Origin of the sequence: Empedobacter sp. UBA3475 (assembly GCF_002378465.1) — a bacterium.
Lineage (GTDB): Bacteria > Bacteroidota > Bacteroidia > Flavobacteriales > Weeksellaceae > Empedobacter > Empedobacter falsenii_B.
Map to the genome: position 1 here is coordinate 18,410 of NZ_DFRA01000027.1, position 19,005 is coordinate 37,414.

A 19,005-nucleotide genomic window follows, 5' to 3' on the forward strand; every position below is an offset into this window, starting at 1 on the left:
TAAATCTGCTTTTTTGTTATTGTTTTTTACCAATCATGGCTTTTAATTTCTTTTTTCGAGCTTGTTTTGTTTGAAATTTTTGCTGGAATTCTTGTGTTTTATTCCACATTTCTTTAATAACTTCTTGTTCTGGTTTATTAATAAGTTTCGCATATTCTTTTCCCATAATTTCTATCATTTCTTTTTGAGGAGTTAGACGAGAAAAATTTTTCATTCGAATATCAAAACTCATTGAATTATGAAAATTCATGCGATTTAAATCAACCAAATAAAACTCATATTGATTTTCTCCAACTTGCTTAATTAAAGTATTTCCAGGAGAATGATCCAAAAATTCAATTCCAGCTTCATGCAAATCAAATGTGAATTTTGTAAATTGTTTCAAGATTTCATTTCGATTTGAATAATTAATATCTAAAACTAATTCTCTAAAAGTTATTTCAGATGTAACTAATTCACAAAAATAATAACTTTTTAAAAATGAGATTGTATTAAAATTTTCGACATATGCGATTGGAGTAGGTGTTTTAAAACCTAAATCAATTAATTTATTAGCATATAAGAATGATCGTTCAGCTTTTGATTTTCTGAAAAATCGATATACAAATTTATTGACAATATTCGGAATTTTGAATGATTTAATCGTAGCAATTTTACCCGATTTTAATGTCTTTTTTTTGATAGAATTTCTTGTGCCTTTTGCAATATAATCGTCAATCAAGTCAAAATTGTCAATAATGGATTTGATTTCAGTTTGCGTAGTTTGATAATTATTATTTACGACAATTTTCTGTGTCATTTTTCAAAATATTATAATTAATATAGAAAAAATCTATATTTCATTTTAATCTGTCAAAGATATGTCTATTTTTGTTGAAAATAAGGACAACTTAAAACAAGTTTTTTAAAAATTTTAGAACCTAACTTATGGTAAAAAAAATTCTTTTAGAATCTCATAATCTAAAGAATCGTGCAACTGGTTTCGGAGTTTTTAATTACGAATTGATTAAAGCTCTTTCGAAATTAAATTTTGATGATCAAATTTATTTACTTTACAAAAAACCTGAAGATTTAAGGACTGAATTTGGTACTAAATTTCATTATAAAAAATATTATAGTTTAATGCGCAATCCGTTTTTCAGAACGCGTGAAAAGTATGATGTTTGGCACTCCTTAAATCAAAATATAAAAGTTGAACCTTGTCATAAACCAAAAAAATATGTTTTGACGATTCATGATGTTAATTTTATGGAAGAAAATTCGCTTGATTATAGTCCAAATCACATTAAATATTTTAAAGAAAAGATTAAGCGAGTAGATGTTATCACATTTATTTCTGAATATGCAAAGAAACAAACTATGCAATATTTTGATATTTCGGGAATAGAAAATACAATAATTTATAATGGAAATTCAATTTCAGAAATTATAAATTGTGATGATTTTCAATCTCCATTAGATATTTCAAAACCTTATTTTTATACGATTGGAGCTTTTCTTGAAAAGAAAAATTTTGAATCACTTGTAAAAATGATGAAATTTTTACCAGATTTTAATTTGATTATTTCTGGGAATTGTACGAATGCCTATGGTCAAAAAATAAAAGATTTAATTGCTAAAGAAAAATTAGAAAACCAAGTTTTTTTATCAGGTAAAGTTTCTGAACGAGCAAAGCAATTTTATATGCAAAATTGCGAAGCGTTCTTATTTCCATCAACTGGAGAAGGTTTTGGTTTGCCTCCCTTAGAAGCGATGAGCTTTGGAAAACCAATTATTTTATCTGATAAAACGTCTTTACCAGAAATTGGTGGAAAAGATGCGTTTTATTGGAATGATTTTGAACCAGAATATATGAAAAATGTAGTGGAAGATGCGTTAAATCAATACAATCAAAATTCAGATTATTTTATAGAAGCTTATATCAAAAGAGCTGGAAGTTTTAGTTGGGATAAAGCGGCAAATGAATATCTAAAGGTCTATGAAATCTAAAATCTATTTTGCGATAAATAATATTTCGAAGAAAATCGACTTCATTCAACTTTCCTATAATACCTTTGCACTCAAATTTATAAAACAAAGAAAATGTCAGATATAAACGAAATTGTAGCCAAACTAAAACAAGGAGAAACAATGCTTTATCCAACAGACACAATTCTTGGACTGGGTTGTGATGCGAAGAATGAGGCTGCAATCGAAAAAATTTATCAGATAAAAAATCGTCCTTCATCAAAATCGTTGATTATTTTGGTTGATTCTCCACGTATGTTACAAAATATTGTTGAGGTGCCAGAATTAGCTTGGGATTTGATTGATTTGAACGAAAAACCTCTTACAATTATTTACGATAATCCAAAAGGTTTACCACAATCGTTAATTGCAGAAGATAATACAATTGCCATTCGAATGACTGATGATTTGTTTTGTAAAAAAATCATCGGGAAATTAGGAGGACCAATTGTGTCTACATCGGCTAATTTATCAGGAGAATCTTCTCCAAAAGTGTTTTCGGAAGTTAATCCTACTATTTTAGAGCGTGTTGACTTTTATCCAGATGAAACAAAAACCTTTGTACCTCAGTTCACTGCATCAACGATAATTAAATTAGGTCTAGATAACGAAGTAAAAGTTATTAGAGAGTAGTTTTTTATTTCAAAACTTATACTTTTGCAGAATGAAAATCTTAGAAGCCGTATCAAATCCAATTTTTAGAAATGTAGCAGAAGTTGCTGATGAAATTAATCAAGAAACTTATGTGGTTGGTGGATTTGTACGCGATTATTTATTGAATCGTGGTCAGAAAAAGGACATCGATTTTGTAACAGTTGGAAATGGAATTTTATTGGCTAAAGAATTGGCTAATAAATTAGGACATACATCACAAGTTTCAGTTTTTAAACGTTTTGGAACAGCAATGTTCAAATATAAAGACACAGATTTGGAATTTGTAGGTGCGCGAAAAGAAAGTTATTCAGAAGATAGTCGAAAACCACATGTTGAAGACGGAACGTTGGAAGACGACCAAAAACGTCGTGATTTTACGATCAATACATTGGCAATTTCGATGAATAAAGAGAATTTTGGCGAATTAATTGATCCTTTTAATGGAGTAGAAGATTTGAATAATAAAATTATCAAAACACCATTAGAGCCGAATGTTACCTATTCTGATGATCCTTTGCGTATGATGCGTGCGATTCGTTTTGCAGCTCAATTGGATTTTGAAATAGAAAAAAAATCTTTTCAGGCAATAATTGATAATGCAGAACGTATTAATATCGTATCTTTTGAACGCGTAATGGATGAGTTTCAGAAAATTATGATGACTGACAAACCTTCGGTCGGATTATTGTTGTTGGAACAATCAGGATTAATGCAACATATTTTACCAGAATTGGTTGCGTTAAAAGGAATCGAAGAGGTTGAAGGTCAGAAACATAAAGATAATTTTTATCATACGTTAGAAGTCGTTGATAATATTTCTGTCAACACAGATAATGTTTGGTTACGTTGGGCAGCGTTGTTGCATGATATTGGAAAAGCTGTAACAAAACGTTTTGATAAAAATGTAGGTTGGACATTTCATTCGCATGAATTTGTTGGATCAAAAATGGTATTAAAATTGTTCAGACGATTAAAATTACCATTAGGACCGCAAGTAAAATATGTTCAGAAGTTAGTCATGATGAGTTCTCGACCAATTGCTGTTGTAACAGACGACGCTACAGATTCGGCATTACGTAGATTATTGTTTGATGCTGGAGAAGATTTCGACGATTTAATTACGCTTTGCAAAGCTGATATTACAACAAAAAATGAACGTAATCAAAAACGTTTCAAACAAAATTTTGAAGTTGTAGAACAAAAAATAAAAGATGTTGAAGAACGTGATAAAGTACGTAATTTTCAACCACCAATTACAGGTGAACAAATAATGGAAATATTTGATATTCAGCCAGGAAAAGAGATTGGAATCTTAAAAAATGCCATCAAAGAAGCAATTTTAGAAGGCGAAGTAGAAAATAATTATAATTCTGCATTAGAATTTGTAATTAATATGGGAAAAGATTTAAATTTGGAACCGAAAAATATTTAGAAAGTGATATATAAAATTCGTGTATTCCTTGATGCAAAAGAGGATGTTTTTAGAGACATAGAAATTAAAGAGAAGCAAACATTATTCACATTGTACAAAGGTATAATTAGTGCTTTTAGTTTACAAGGTGAGGAGTTGGCGTCGTTCTATGAAGTAGATGAAGATGGAAACCAAACAAAAGAAATTCCTTTAGAGGATATGTCTGATGATGGAACTGATGAAACAATGGCTGATTTTTATATCAAAGAAGCTTTTGCTAATCAAGGAGATCGTATGGCTTTTGTATATGATTTTATGGAAATGTGGACATTTGTGGCTGAATTAATTTCTGTAGAAGATAAACCAGCTGTTCTTAATTATCCATTAACGGTTTACCGTTTCGGTTCAATGCCTCTTAAAGCGCCTAAAAAAGACATGATGGTTGATTTAGACGATGAAGAAGATATTGATTTTGCAGAAGATGCTGAATTAAATGATTTACAAATCGACGAAGATTTAGACGTAGACGATTTATAAAAACTACAACTAATCAACTTATATATCAAAAAATCTGAATGGCAACATTCAGATTTTTTTTGTGCTATATATAAACCATTTGATAATTTTTTTACTTCCTCAACCAACCATTTTTCCGTAACTTGCATCTACTGATAAAAGAAAGAATCTATGAAACAGCTACTGTTTTTATTATTAATTTTAACCAATTCGATGCTTATGGCTCAATCCCCAACGATTGATCAAAAGTGGAAGGAAATTGACCAACAAATGCAAAATGGTCAATTCAAATCTATCCAACCAAAAATTGATGAACTTAAAACGTTATCAAAAAAGCAAAATAATCAACAAAGTTATCTGAAAGCTTTGTTTTATGAAGCAAAAATAAAAGTCGCAACTTCTGATGAAACAGATGATGTAAACTTCGTTTTTGATTTGTTTAAAAAGGATTTAGATGAAAAATCAATTGTAAATAATGCGATTGTTTATTCATATTTAGCTGAGTTATATCAATTGTATTACAACGAAAATCGTTGGAAAATCAATAGTCGTACAAATGTCGAAAATCAAGCTACAAATGATGTGAGATTTTGGACAGAAGATACTTTTAAGAAAACAATTAATGATTATTTTTCGAAATCAATTCAACCAAAAAATGAATTAATAAATGCAAAATCTCAAGATTATAAAATGATTTTGAATATTGCAAATGATAAGAAAAATGCGCAACAACAATTTGATTTAACGCCAACATTGTATGATGTTTTAGCAAGAAATTATATCAATTATCTGAATGAGAATGATGAAAAAGATAAAGCAAATCAATTGCTTTCTGATTTAGTTGAGATTAATAAACAAAAAAATAACGAAAATGCTGTTTTGTACAATGAATTGATTTTAATTGATTCAAACCGAGGTTCGACTTCGGTTCAAGAAATTATTAAACAAAAAGAATTTTTAGCAACAAAATATCCAAAAGCATGGTATTCGTCTTATGTGTATGCAACTTTAGCGACAGATTATTATGGTTTGCAAGAAGATAAATTGGCGAACGTAAATAAGATTTTTGAACTACAACAAAAAGTTGCGAAGCTTTATCCAAATTCGGAGGAATTAGAGAATATAAATAATTTAGTTTCGAAGATAAAATCGCAAGAATTAAGTGTACAAGCAGAGCGATATATTAACGAAAATCAGAATACACCAATTCAATTAACGCATAAAAATTTGTCGCAAGTTTTTGTGAGAATTTTCGCTTATAATGAAGGTTTTGATGGAAAAGATAAAATACAAGCGTTAAATGTTTACAACGAAAATAGAATTGCAGAAGCGCAAAAATTTCTGAATAGTTTAAAGGTTGTTGATCAATATGCAATTGATGTTAAATCGTTTGAAGATTATCAAAATCATTCGACAATTGTTAAATTAAATCCACTAAAATCTGGTCGTTATATTGTCCTTTTTTCGAATAATTCTGAATTCAGAATCAACACAAAAGACGATATTGATTATTTAGATGTAATGGTTTCGAAATATGCGATAAATTCTTTAAATGATAAATTGTCGGTTGTGAATCGTGAAACTGGAAAACCAGAAAGTAATGTTGCGGTTGAGTTTTCTAATTTGACAAATTATAATAAAAAGGAAACAAAAACTTTAACATCGGATAAAGATGGAATAATAACAATTCCTTCGGGCTGGAGAAATCTTCAATATCGTGTGAAAGACGAACATACTATTTATTCAACGTATTACTACGATTATGATCGTGATGATGAAGATGATGATTCTTCTGTCAAGATTTTCACAGATCGTGCGATTTATCGTCCTGGACAAACGGTTTATTTCAAAGGAATTTATTATTTATCGAAAGATAAAACTCGAAATATCATTCCAAATTCTAAATTGACGATTGCTTTATATGATGTTAACAATAAAGAGCTTTCTAAAATAGATTTAACAACTAATGAATTTGGATCTGTAAATGGAAGTTTTATTTTGCCAAGTTCTGCTTTAACAGGTAACTTTTCGATCAGAGCTATTAATGAAGACGGTTATTATTCATTCAAAGTGGAAGAATATAAACGTCCAAAATTCAAAGTAGAAATAGAGAAAAATAAAGGTGTTTATAGTTTAAACGACAAGGTAAAAGTAGAAGGAAAGGCGATTGCTTTTTCTGGTGCTAATATCGATAATGCTAAAGTTTCGTATCGTGTTTATCGTCAAGAAATTTTTACATTTTGGCCTTGGTATCGCTCAATTCCAGCAGGTCGTGGAGAACGAGAAGAAATTACGTTTGGAGATACAACAACAGATGCGGAAGGAAAATTTAACTTTGAATTTGTAGCAAAACCAGCTTCGGAGAAAAAGAAAGATGAGGTAAGAACCTACAATTATTTTATTGAAGTAAATGCAACGGATATCAATGGAGAAACGCAATCAGAATCTTCTTCCGTAAAAGTTGGAGACACAAGAATATCGTTAAATATTGCTATTTCTGAGAAAGCTAAAGTAGATGATTTGAAAGCTTTCAAAATTGAAGTGAAAAACTTGAATGATGAAAAATTAGATGGAAAAGGACACGTCGAAATTTATTCGTTAAATGCACCAAAAGAAATAGTTCGTCGTCAAAAATTTACAACAGATTATAATATTTATTCGAAAGAAGAATTCAAAAAAATATTTCCGAATGAACCTTATGGTGACGAAATGAATCCAAAAACGTGGACAACAAATCAAAAGGTTTTTGAAAGTGATTTTGATACAAAAATTTCTGATGAAATTAAATTTAATCAAGCTTCAAATTTAGAAGAAGGTTATTATGTTGTAAAAGGTTTTGTGATGGACGGAACACAAAAAGTGGAAGTGGATAAATTGATTTATGTTTCGAATGAAAAGAAAGCAAATGCAATTAAAACACTTTTAGCAGTTTCGCCTAATAAATTGACTTTCGAACCAAAAGATGTTGCAAAAATTGAGTTCAAATCGGGTTCTAAAAATACATTTGTGTATTATGAAGTAGAGGCGAATCAAACAATTATTGAGAAAGGTTTTTTGGATTTGAGTAAAAAATCTGTAGTCGAAATTCCAATTAAAGAAGAATATCGCGGTGGAATTTATGTGAATTATGCCATGACGAAATTCAATGATGTGCAAACAGGAAGTCTTAATTTGGCAGTTCCGTTTACCAATAAACAACTGAAAGTTACGGCTGAAGTTTTACGTGATAAATTGACGCCAGGTGCAAAAGAAAAATGGCAACTAAAAATTGAAGGACCAAATAAAGATAAAGTTTCAGCTGAGGTTTTAACAAGTATGTACGACGCTTCGTTGGATCAATTTGCGTCAAATTCATTAGATTTTAATGTGTATGATTTTACAAATTCAAGAAGAAATAACCCTTTTAATCTATATCAATTTTATATAACAAATCAATCTCGAGCAATTTATTATCGTACAAATTATGATTTTTATGCAAGAGGATATGCAGGATTAGACCTTAATTTATTTGATTTTGGTTTCAATCAATATCGCATGAATCGTATGATGATGAAGTCTGTTGCGCCAGGTGTAAAAATAAAAGAAGTATCAGAAAATGAAATTCATGTTGAGGTACAAATGGGGGCTGCTGCTGATGTAAGTTTAGAAGGTTCTGTTGTAACAGCTTTAGGAATTACAAGAGATAAGAAATCGTTAGGTTATTCAACTCAAGCAGGAGAACCTGGAGCTTCTGCAAATGTAACAGTTCGTGGAGTTTCTTCTGCCGAAATTTCAAATGCACTTTATGTTGTAGATGGAGTTGTGTATGATATAATGCCAGAACTTAATTCAGATGATATTCAGTCTATGAATGTATTGAAAGGAGAAGAGGCGACTGCTTTATATGGAGCAAGAGGAGCAAATGGAGTAGTGATTATTACAACTAAAAAAGAGGCAAACGAAACTTTAGATAATGTAAAAGCGCGTACAAATTTAAATGAAACAGCCTTCTTTTATCCAAACTTAAAAACAGATGCAAAAGGAAATATTATTATAGAATTTACTACGCCAGAAAGTTTAACAGAATGGAAATTTATGGCAATTGCACATACGCCAGACCTTAAAACAGGTTATTTGGAGCAAAATGTTCGCACGCAAAAAGACTTGATGGTTGTGCCAAATATGCCACGTTTCTTACGTGAAGGCGATCAAATTTCGGTTTCGTCTAAGATTAATAATTTATCAGATAAGGTATTAAATGGTTCTGCGAAATTGATGTTGTTTGATGCGTTTACCAATCAACCAATTGATGCACAATTCAAATTGACAAATGCAGTTCAGAATTTCTCTGTTGCAAAAGGAAGCTCGGATCAAGTGACGTGGACAATTGATGTTCCGAAAAATGTACAAGCAGTTGTGTATCGTGTGGTGGCTTCGGCTGGAGATTTTTCGGATGGTGAAGAATCGGCTTTACCAATTTTGACAAATCGTATGATGGTGACAGAAACGTTGCCGATTTATGTGAAAGAAGGTCAAAAGAAATCGTTCCAATTTGATAACATGATCAACAATAAATCGACTTCGTTAGATAATTTCAAATTAACATTCGAGATGACAACGAATCCGATTTGGTATGCAGTTTTCTCGTTGCCTTATTTGCGCGAATATCCTTACGAATGTGCAGAGCAAGTGTTCTCGCGTTTATATGGAAATATGATTTCAGAAAAAGTGATCAATTCAAATCCAAAAATTAAAGCTGTTTTTGATGATTGGAACAAAAAAGGTGAATTGAAATCAAAATTACAATTGAACCAAGAATTGAAAAATATCATTTTAGAAGAAACGCCTTGGATGAAAAATGCAGAAAGCGAAGAAGAGCAAATGAAGCAAATTGCAGTTTTATTTGAATTGAATCAAATGCAAACGGAAATGAAATCGGCTTTCCAAAAATTATCGGATAAACAACAATCAAATGGTGGCTTTGCTTGGTTTGACGGTGGTCGTCCAAACGAATATATCACAACGCATATTGTTTCTGGTTTCGGAAATATGAAGAAAATGGATGTGAATTTCAAAGCATTTGAAATAGATGTAAATCCATTAATCAAAAAAGCGATTCAGTTTATTGATGATGAGAATTTAAAACGTTTCAAAGAGTTCAAAAAAGATCAAAAATCATTCAAGGATGTTACGTATTCAGACGGTTTACATTATTTATATGCGCGTTCGTTTTTCTTAGAAGATTATCCGATGTCGAAAGAATTGGAAGAAATGAAAACAGCGATGTTAAAGAATCTAAATGATACAAAATTAGAGTTGTCGTTGCAACAAAAAGCAATGGCTGCAATTGTGATGAATCGTTTTGGAATGCAGTCTGCTGCTAAGATTGTAGTCAATTCGATCAAAGAAAAAGCAGTAGAATCGGATGAAATGGGTATGTATTGGAAAGAAAATCAACCGGGTTGGTTTTGGTATCAAGCGCCTGTAGAAACACAATCGTTGTTAATCGAAGCATTTGACGAGGTAACAAAAGATGAAAAATCTGTCGAAGAAATGAAAGTTTGGTTATTGAAAAATCGTCAAACAAATCAGTGGAATTCGACAAAAGCAACGACAAAAGCGGTTTATGCTTTAATGAATTTCGGAAAATCTTGGATAGATGCAGAGAAAGGAATTGAAGTGAAGATCGGAAATCAAAAAATTGATTTAGATAACAATGCGCAAGCTGGTTCGGGTTATGTAAAAACTTCTTGGAACAAAGAAGAAATTAAACCTGAAATGGGTAAAGTTGAAGTTTCGAAAACTTCTCCAGGTGTTGCTTGGGGAGCGATGTATTGGCAATATTTTGAAGATTTAGATAAAATAAAATCTGCTGAAACTGGAATTAAATTCAACAAGAAATTATTTGTTAAATCGAATTCTGCAAATGGTCCAATTCTGAAAGAAATTACAACGTCAACACCGATAAAAGTTGGTGATATTGTAACTGTTCGATTAGAGATTTCTGTTGATCGCAACATGCAGTTTGTACACATCAAAGATATGCGTGCAAGTGGTTTCGAACCTGTGAATGTACTTTCTGGTTACAAATGGAAAGGCGAATTTGGATATTACGAAAGCACAAGAGATGCTGCAACTAATTTCTTTTCGGATTACATGAGAAAAGGAACATATGTTTTCGAATATGATTTGAAAGCGAATAATGCAGGTAATTTCTCGAACGGAATTACATCGATGCAAAATATGTATGCACCAGAATTGAGTGCGCAAAGTGAAGGAATTCGTGTTGAAATTAAATAGATTTTAACTTGTAAGTTTAATAATAAAGGCAAGATTTTTAATCTTGCCTTTATTTTGGTTAAAAGATACCTAAGAGTTGGTGAACTCTTAAGCAAGAGTTTAGTAATTCCTGCTTAGCTTTCTTTTGATTTATGAGTTGCGTGAGTTACGAGATTAGTGTTTCGAATTTTACACTTTGTAAAACATATTACGTACAACTTAAAACGTTAAGCGTATCACATACAATTCAAGATTTTATTTATCTTTAAAATCAAATAACACTAAATGAAGAAAAGACTTCTACTCAATATTGTACTCATTCCTTTTATCGGATTTGCGCAGCTGCAAACCATTTTTCAATCTAAAATAGATTCGATTTACGAAAAAAATAAAAACGCTGTCGGAATTATTGTTCACGTTGAAGCACCAGAACAAAACATTTCGTGGAGTTATGCAAAAGGAGTTTTGGATATTAAAACCAACGAAATTTTAAACAGCCAACAACCGGTTTTAATCGCAAGTAATACCAAACCTTATGTAGCTGCTGCAATTTTGCGTTTGGTAGAAAAAGGTCAAGTTAGAATTAACCAATCGATCAAGAATTTATTGTCTAAGAAGACTCGTCAATTGCTCGAAAAAGATGGTTATGATTTGAATACGATAACAGTCAAACATTTGTTGTCGCACACTTCTGGAATACAAGATTATGTCGATGATGCGTATTTTGAATTAGTTAATCAGCGACCGCAATATAAATGGACGAAGGAGGAACAAATAAAACGAGCAATGGAAATCGGAAGTCCACAAAAAGTAGGAGAAAAGTTTAGTTACGGTGATATCAATTATTTGCTTTTAGCAGAAATTATTGAACAAAAAACGCGTCAACCATTTTACAAAGTAATTCGAGATTTGTTAAAGTATAAAGAATTAGGTTTGACACAAACGTGGTTTATCGATTTGGAGAAATATCCTTCGAAAACACTTCCGCTTGCGCATCAATATGCAGATAAATACAAGTGGGATTCGTATGATTTAGATCCTTCGTGGGATTTGTATGGTGGTGGTGGAATAGCTTCGACAGCGAAAGAATCGGCTCTGTTTTTTCAGTATTTGTTTGAAGGGAAAATTATTCAGAATAAACAAATTTTGGATTCGATGTCAACATATGTTTTACCTTCGGATCAATCGAAATATTGTTTGGGAATTTATCATTTTGATATGGGATTCAATGCCTATTATCATGGTGGTTGGTGGGGAACAGATGTGATTTATTCGCCAGAAACTAATGCGACAATTACAGTTTTTATCTTGCAAAAAGGGTTTCAACATATCATTAATCCTTTTATTGGAAAAGAATTTCTGAAGTTGTTGATGAAGAAGAGTTAGAATTTTGAATAATTTTCTCATAAGATTTGACATTTTTTTAATTCATTCTAAGTATAAAACTTTCTAAATTTGAGGCATGAAAAAATCAATACTTAGTATATTTTCTGCAATTGTTTTAACGTTCTCAGTTACAGCAAATGCACAAGAAATCGAAGAACAAATCGTAATCGAAAATCGTGTAAATGATGCCAAACAACAAGATAAACCTTATGTTATCTTGATTTCGGCAGATGGTTTTCGTTATGATTATGCTCAAAAACATGAAGCTAAAAATCTATTAGCTTTGGCTAAAAATGGAGTGAAAGCAGATGCCATGTATCCGTCTTTTCCTTCTGTTACATTTCCAAATCATTATACAATTGTAACTGGTTTAACACCTATTCATCATGGTTTGGTAGGAAATAATATGTTAGACAGAGAAGTTGGTGATCGTTATTTATTGGGAAATAGAAATGCAGTTATCAATCCGAAATGGTACGGAGGAACGCCAATCTGGAACCTTGCAGAACAGAACAAAATGTTAGCTGCTTGTTACTATTGGCCAGGTTCGGAAGCGCCTATTAATGGTATGTTCCCAACGTATTCGTACAAGTATTCGGAAAAATCACCAATTGATTACCGTATTCAGCAAGTTGTAAATTGGTTGGAGTTACCAGCTGAAAAACGTCCACATTTAATTACGTTTTATTTTCCGGAAGTAGATCACGCAGGGCATTCTTTTGGTCCTGATGCACCTGAAACAAAGGAAGCTGTACAATTTGTAGATCAATCAATCAAGAAATTGAATGATGAGGTTGCAAAAACAGGTTTGAAAGTGAATTTTGTTTTTGTTTCTGATCATGGAATGACAAGAATTGATGATGAAAATCCATTGAAATTGCCAATTAAAATTGATGAATCAAAAGTACAAGTTGCTTCAAATGGTTCTTATGTAAGTCTTTTTGTAAAAGATAAAAATGATATCGAATCAATTTACAAAGAAATAAAAGCAGTTCAGAATAATACGTTCGAAGTGTATAAAACAACAAATGTCCCATCTAAATATCATTTTGATAAAAAGAATGATCGATACAATCGTATTGGAGATATTATTTTGATTGCACATGCTCCAAACTATTTCTCAAACAAAAATGCACCGAAAGGTTCGCATGGTTTTTATGTAAAAGAAACGCCAGAAATGAAAGCGACTTTTATGGCTTGGGGACCAAATATTAAGTCTGGTAAAGAGATTAAAGTTTTTCCAAATACAGAAATCTATCCAATGCTTGCGAAGATATTAGGTTTACCAATTCAAGAAAAAATTGATGGAACAAATCAATTAGCCAATAAAATTTTGGTGAAATAATTTAGATTTTACTCAAAATACAAAGCCAACTTATTAAGAGTTGGCTTTTTTTGTTATTGAATTTTCATTGACTTATAAGAATTCGTCATTTTGAATTTATTTTTTCTTAAAATTCAGATTTGATATAATAATAGCAAAAATAATAACGGCGATTCCTGTCCATTGTATTGCGAGTACTTGTTCATGTAAAAGCACAAAAGCCATGGTTACTGAAACGGGTAATTCTAACGAAGAAACAATACTTCCCAAACCTAATCCTGTGTGCGGAAAACCTTTGTTTAAAAGAATAGGAGGTAAGACAGTTCCGAAAATTGCCAACGGTAATCCCCAAGTATAAAAAATGCTAAAATTGAATGCATGAATTCCATTTACATCATTTGAAAAGTTGTTGTAAAAGCTCATTAAACCATCAAAGTAATAAGGTCCGATTTGGCTAAAAAACAAAAATAGAGACACAATAATAGAACCTCCAAAAAGCATCCACAAACTTTTTTTATAAGCTGGTAAATAATTGGCTAAACTATTCGATGTAAACATGGTAGTCGTAAAAGAACAAGCTGCTAAAAATCCCCAAAACAATCCTTTAGGATTTAACTCGACTTCTTGGTTGATTAAATTTGTTGCCAAAACAGTTCCAAATAATACCAAAACCATTGCAATTAATTTTTTGGCAGAAGGAAATTGTTTTCCCAAAATACTCTCAACCAAAATACTAATCCAAACCGTTTGCATCAACAATACAATTGCGATTGACACATTGATATATTGTACCGCTAGATAGTAAAATAAACTTGTGAAACCTAACGAAGTTCCAGCAAGAATCAACCTTTTTTTATCTTTTTGTTCAATCTTTGGTAAATCTTTTTTACTCATCATAAATAAGTTGATGATTCCCAAAATCAAAATTCCTAATACAAACTGAGAAGTTGTTACCTCGGCAGTCGTATAGCCTTGATCGTATGCAATTTTTACAAATGTTGCTAACATTCCGTAGAAGCTAGCGCCCATTGCAACGAACAAAACTCCCTTCAAAATACTTTTATTTTCCATAATTTTTTACGCAAAAAAACGGCCTGATTAAATTTAAAATCAAGCCGTGCAAGTTACTTTATTTTTTCTGACTAAAAAAGTCCGTTAATTTCTCCTTCTATTTTATTGAAAATGAATCCTAAATCTTCTTTATTTTCAACAAAATCTAAATTATCCACGTCGATTACCAACACTTTTCCTTCTTTATAATTCGAAATCCACTTGTCGTATTTCTCGTTTAGACGATTCAAATAATCAATACTAATCGAATTTTCGTAATCGCGACCACGTTTCTGAATTTGCGAAACCAATGTAGGAATTGAAGCTTTAAGATAAATCAATAAATCTGGTGCTTCTACAAAACTTGTCATCAAATTAAAAACACGTAAATAGTTGTTATAATCTCTTGTAGACAATAATCCCATATCGTTCAAGTTACTCGCAAAAATATGCGCATCTTCGTAAATTGTACGATCCTGAATAATGTCTTTTCCGCTTTCTCTAATCTCTTTTACTTGATTAAAACGGCTTCCTAAGAAATAAATCTGAAGATTGAACGCCCATTTTTCCATGTCGTTGTAAAAATCATCCAAATACGGATTCATTTCTACATCTTCAAACTGAGCTGTCCAGTTGTATTGTTTTGCTAAAAGGTTTGTTAGAGTAGTTTTACCTGCTCCAATATTTCCGGCTATGGCGATATGCATTTTCCAATTATTTTAACGTTTGCAAATATACTAAAGCTTAATTTTCAAAACAAAATCTAAGCTAGCGACTCATAGAAAAATCTTTTTTTAGAAAAAAATTATTCCGATTGATTTATGAATTTTTATTCAATTATAAATTAAAAATAAATAAGGATTAGTAATTAGTTTTAATTGATTAAATAGTTTATTATTAATTATTTGTATTTAAAATAGTATAAGTGTAAATTTTATTTTCGACCAAAGTATAAAGATTTTTTTCGCTAAACGCAAAACTTTTTACATTTTCTAAATCGATAAAAGTCGTCAAATTTTGATTAACAATATTTTTTGATATTAGTTTATTGTCATTTATATAGAAAATAACATCTTTATAAAAATAAAAAGGTTGCTGATTGGTGTCAAATTCAAAATTAGATTTGAAATTTCCATAATCATCGTAAACATAAATTGTTTTCTGACCTTTTAAATACACCAAATTTTTGTACACATGTATTTTATCGATTGATTGATCATTATACTTCAAATAAATTTGTTTTGATGTCAGAATTGGTTTTTGTAACTGATAATTATAGTAAACAATTTTATTCCCGATTAAATCATAAAACCAACAAAATTGCGTGTCAACAACTTTTAATGCTGCAGGCATAAAATCGTTAGATTTAATCTTTACAATATCCTGAATAGGATTCAAATCTTCGTCTAAAATAGTGAGTTGATTAAAATTTGAATACACATAAGCTCGAAGTGGATTATTGACATCAACTGAAGTAATAATATTTTTGAGATCAATACTTTTGTTCTTTTTCGACTGAAATATTTTTTCAATTCTAGTATCTGAAATCAAATAAATCGAATTATTTAGATCAGTATCAATTGATTTGATTGTTTTATTTTCAATCAAAACTGAATCTTTTAACTCAAACTTTTGAGAAAAAACAGTGATAAATGCAGAAACAAAAATAATTGAAAAAATGGTTTTCATTTACTTGAAAATTACTTCATAACCAAATCTACAAATTGAGAGTAGGATTACCAAAATAAATATGTATCGAATAAATTTATTCCCTTTGTTGATGGCTAATTTTGCTCCAATAAACCTCCTAAAGCGTTGCAAATAGCCATTGGTAAAGCTATTTTCCAGATAATTTGCCCTTTGATTAAAAACAAACAAATCGAACCAAAATTAGTTGCTAAATTGATCAGTTTTGCATTAGTATTAGCTTTCAAAAAATCCATACCAAGAAGTGTTACGAATCCCAAAATAAAGAAAGTTCCAGTTGCAGGACCAATAAAACCATCGTAAAAACCAACTGCAATACTCACAATACAACCATTGATAATCGCAATGTGGTAAGGAATTTTACGCTCGGTTGCTTGTCCAAAATCTTTCTTGAAAATAGTGTAAATGGCTAAAACAATCAAAATGATTAACAAAACAGGCTTCATAAAATCATTATTGATAACCGTTAACAATTGTGATCCTAAAAAAGCAGAAACAAATGCGCATATAGCCATAATCGTGAAAAGTTTCCAATCTATTTTTACCTTTTTTAGATATTGTGAAGTTGCTAAAGCTGTTCCACTAAATGCTGGAATTTTTAGCGTTCCGATTACTGTTGAAACAGGTAAATTAGGTAAAAAAGCAAGTGATAATGGCGTTTGTATTAATCCACCACCACCAACAATAGAGTCGATGAAGCCAGCGCAAAAAGCTGCCATGCATAAATAGAATAAAATCTCGATTTCCAAAACTGAAAAATTTTGGCAAATGTATAAGAGAAATAATAAATAATGAAGGAATTATTAAAAATTGTAGCCACGATGAGACTCGAACTCATACTGTCAGAACCGGAATCTGATATTCTATCCATTAAATTACGCAGCCAAAAGTTTTGCAAATATAGATAAATAGACTATTTGAGTTGAATATTTTGTCTAAAATTTCGGTGTTGGGTTGCGGTAAAATAATCTCTGAAAATTTGATTGATTTCTTCATTTATTTTTGAAGCTTTAATTCCAAGTTGTGGATAAATTTCAATGATAAATTGAGTGATTTTCTCAACAGTTTCTATTCCAAATGAATGAATTTCAGTTTCGATTTCTTCTGAAATAGGAGAATTATTTGTCAATAAATTTTCTATTGTTTTAGCAAATTCAATAGTTTTCGAAGTTGATTTAATAACGAAATTATCAAAATTAGTTTGTTTTTGGTATTGAATAATCTCTAAACTTTTTTCGATAAAATGTTCTGCCATTCCAAGATAATTTACCAATAAAGTTAAATCAGCAAAAATTCGGAAAGGTATTTTTTCGACCAAATCATCACTATAAAATTCATTATAAATAAAACTATAATCTTGATGAACGATTTCATTTTCTACTTCAAAACTATGAGAAGATGTAGCAACCATTCCCATTGATTTCCAAGTTGAAATTAATTTAACTTGAGATTTATTTAAAATAAATGACAAAAACTTTGGTTCACCATTTTTATCCAATTTCTCTTTTCCATCTTCGATTATTTTCGCATTTAATGTAAAATGAGTGAGGTAAGGAGCGCCAGTTGCATAATGCCACAAACCGTTTATGATATATTTATCTCCAACTTTTTCAGCAGTTCCACCAAGCATTCCGCTTCCACCAAAACACGTTTTTTGTGATGAAAATAAATTATAAGCAATATCGGGTTTTAGATTTCGAGAAAAATAATTTGCTCCACTACAAAGAGTTATAAACCAACCTAAACTTCCGTCAATTTTAGCAACTGATTGAAGAATTTTTAATCCTTCAGAAAAATGTAAGCCAAGTCCATTGTATTGTTTCGGAACCCAAATATTCAACCAATTTTGAGTATAAATATGATCGAGAACTACTTGATTAAAGGATTCTTTATTCAATAATTCTTTTTGAATTTTGGGAATATCAAGCATTATTTTCATTCAAAATTTTTCTCCAATTAAAATATCCAGAAATCGCCACACAGAATAAAATCAACGATAAAATAGCATATAAATACAAATCTTTGTGAATCATTAATGGAATTGAAATAATGTTACTAATATTCAACAAAATCCAATTTTCGAGTTTACGTTTTGCCATTAACCACATACCAGCCCATGCAAATGCGCTTACGATTGAATCCCAAATTGGAACGTCAGAATCGGTGATATGTGTAAGTGTTAAATAAAAAATGGTAAAACTACTTAAAACAATTCCTGAGACAACTCCCCATTCTTTTTTGTTGGTTATCGTAATTTCAATTTCGTGTTTTTGTTGTCCAAATTGCCAATATAACCAACCATAAATGCTCATCACTAAATAATAAATATTAAGAGTGAACTCGGCATATAGCTTAGAATTGAACATAACGAAAAGCGATAATGTAATTCCTGCAATTCCAAATAAATAATTTTTTGGATTATTGAATCTCGCCAATACGACTTGAAAAATAGAAAATGTGACACCTAGCCATTCAAGCCAAGTTGTGTGTAAAATAATTTCCTTCATCATAATTTGTTTTGATGAGGAGATAGAAGTTATTGCTAACATCAATTCCTCCGCCAGCATTATCTGGATCAGGTATAGAACAAAATTGTTCTTGGGTATATTCTCAGCTTTTTAGCACCCCATTGAAAGGCAAAGATGAAAAGTTTTGATGAGTTTTCCTAATTAATAATCAAAAAAGCTTTCTC

Annotated in this window: 13 protein-coding genes, 1 tRNA gene and 1 pseudogene; 7 read left to right on the forward strand and 8 right to left on the reverse strand. The window is 30.7% G+C overall.

The genetic code is table 11. From position 1 onward, the window contains the following. Positions 1–16 precede the first annotated feature (16 nt). The gene (locus B3I31_RS05910; RefSeq protein WP_286496133.1) at positions 17–799 is read right to left on the reverse strand and encodes a lipopolysaccharide kinase InaA family protein; all 783 of its coding nucleotides are present in this window, start codon (positions 797–799) and stop codon (positions 17–19) included. Positions 800–927: 128 nt separating this feature from the next. Here B3I31_RS05910 and B3I31_RS05915 point away from each other — a divergent pair, with 128 nt between their 5' ends. From B3I31_RS05915 to B3I31_RS05945, 7 genes are all read left to right on the forward strand, one after another. Further along, positions 928–1,989, forward strand: a complete 1,062-nt coding sequence (locus B3I31_RS05915; protein WP_125350144.1) for a glycosyltransferase family 4 protein — start codon at positions 928–930, stop codon at positions 1,987–1,989. A 93-nt stretch (positions 1,990–2,082) separates the two neighbouring features. Then, positions 2,083–2,640 (forward strand): L-threonylcarbamoyladenylate synthase, encoded by a 558-nt coding sequence (locus B3I31_RS05920; protein ID WP_286496134.1) that lies wholly within the window; start codon positions 2,083–2,085, stop codon positions 2,638–2,640. Between the two features lie 31 nt (positions 2,641–2,671). Continuing rightward, positions 2,672–4,093 (forward strand): CCA tRNA nucleotidyltransferase, encoded by a 1,422-nt coding sequence (locus B3I31_RS05925; RefSeq protein WP_291087748.1) that lies wholly within the window; start codon positions 2,672–2,674, stop codon positions 4,091–4,093. Between the two features lie 3 nt (positions 4,094–4,096). After that, positions 4,097–4,609: an IS1096 element passenger TnpR family protein gene (locus tag B3I31_RS05930; protein WP_038333549.1), complete on the forward strand. Its 513-nt coding sequence runs from the start codon at positions 4,097–4,099 to the stop codon at positions 4,607–4,609. A 150-nt stretch (positions 4,610–4,759) separates the two neighbouring features. Next, positions 4,760–10,867: an alpha-2-macroglobulin family protein gene (locus B3I31_RS05935; protein WP_291087751.1), complete on the forward strand. Its 6,108-nt coding sequence runs from the start codon at positions 4,760–4,762 to the stop codon at positions 10,865–10,867. A 264-nt stretch (positions 10,868–11,131) separates the two neighbouring features. Continuing rightward, entirely contained in the window at positions 11,132–12,232 is a 1,101-nt protein-coding gene (locus tag B3I31_RS05940; RefSeq protein ID WP_286496138.1) for a serine hydrolase domain-containing protein, read from the forward strand. Between the two features lie 76 nt (positions 12,233–12,308). Next, a complete protein-coding gene (locus B3I31_RS05945; RefSeq protein ID WP_219034738.1) occupies positions 12,309–13,577 on the forward strand; it encodes an ectonucleotide pyrophosphatase/phosphodiesterase in 1,269 nt (422 codons plus the stop codon). Positions 13,578–13,673: 96 nt separating this feature from the next. Here the strand turns inward: B3I31_RS05945 and B3I31_RS05950 are convergent, their stop codons facing one another. The 7 genes and pseudogenes from B3I31_RS05950 to pnuC all read right to left on the reverse strand — a co-directional run bounded on the left by B3I31_RS05950 (position 13,674) and on the right by pnuC (position 18,823). Then, positions 13,674–14,627, reverse strand: a complete 954-nt coding sequence (locus B3I31_RS05950) for an EamA family transporter (RefSeq protein WP_219034739.1) — start codon at positions 14,625–14,627, stop codon at positions 13,674–13,676. Between the two features lie 71 nt (positions 14,628–14,698). Further along, on the reverse strand, positions 14,699–15,313 hold the full coding sequence (locus tag B3I31_RS05955; protein WP_038333632.1) for a deoxynucleoside kinase: 615 nt from the start codon (positions 15,311–15,313) through the stop codon (positions 14,699–14,701). Positions 15,314–15,503: 190 nt separating this feature from the next. Next, positions 15,504–16,295, reverse strand: coding sequence for a hypothetical protein (locus B3I31_RS05960; RefSeq protein ID WP_221854784.1), 792 nt, complete (start codon positions 16,293–16,295; stop codon positions 15,504–15,506). After that, positions 16,296–17,062: pseudogene (locus B3I31_RS05965) on the reverse strand (sulfite exporter TauE/SafE family protein). It lies immediately after the preceding gene. A gap of 64 nt (positions 17,063–17,126) precedes the next feature. Continuing rightward, positions 17,127–17,198, reverse strand: a tRNA-Arg gene (locus tag B3I31_RS05970). A 28-nt stretch (positions 17,199–17,226) separates the two neighbouring features. Beyond that, a complete protein-coding gene (locus B3I31_RS05975; protein ID WP_291046102.1) occupies positions 17,227–18,252 on the reverse strand; it encodes a hypothetical protein in 1,026 nt (341 codons plus the stop codon). Next, positions 18,236–18,823, reverse strand: coding sequence for a nicotinamide riboside transporter PnuC (pnuC, locus tag B3I31_RS05980; protein WP_219034749.1), 588 nt, complete (start codon positions 18,821–18,823; stop codon positions 18,236–18,238). The genes B3I31_RS05975 and pnuC overlap by 17 nt, the downstream gene beginning before the upstream one ends. Positions 18,824–19,005: the final 182 nt, after the last annotated feature.